General features: G+C 58.4%; 1 pseudogene. It reads left to right on the top strand.

Annotated elements, in window-relative coordinates:
• Positions 1-122: 122 nt before the first annotated feature.
• Positions 123-221: pseudogene (locus P9272_RS36045) on the top strand (transposase); the annotation flags it as partial.

The following is a 221-nucleotide window of genomic DNA, read 5'->3' as shown; positions in this document are numbered from 1 at the left end:
AGGCGCTGCTGCGAAAGAAGGCGGCCAGAACCTTCGACGCACTCTGCCAAGCCCTCGGTGACATCTGCCATCTGTTCAAGCCAACCGAATGCAGAAACTTCTTCAAGGCTGCCGGATATGAGGCCGATTAATCGCGACACGCTTTAGGCGCTGAGATCGGCCTCATCGCAGTGCTGCACAGCTGGGGCCAGACTCTCACCTACCATCCCCACCTGCATTGC

The sequence above is a fragment of the Mesorhizobium sp. WSM4976 genome, assembly GCF_029625685.1.
Lineage (GTDB): Bacteria > Pseudomonadota > Alphaproteobacteria > Rhizobiales > Rhizobiaceae > Mesorhizobium.
The sequence above is the reverse complement of the archived record's forward strand: the minus strand, read 5'-3'. Positions and strand labels throughout refer to the sequence as shown.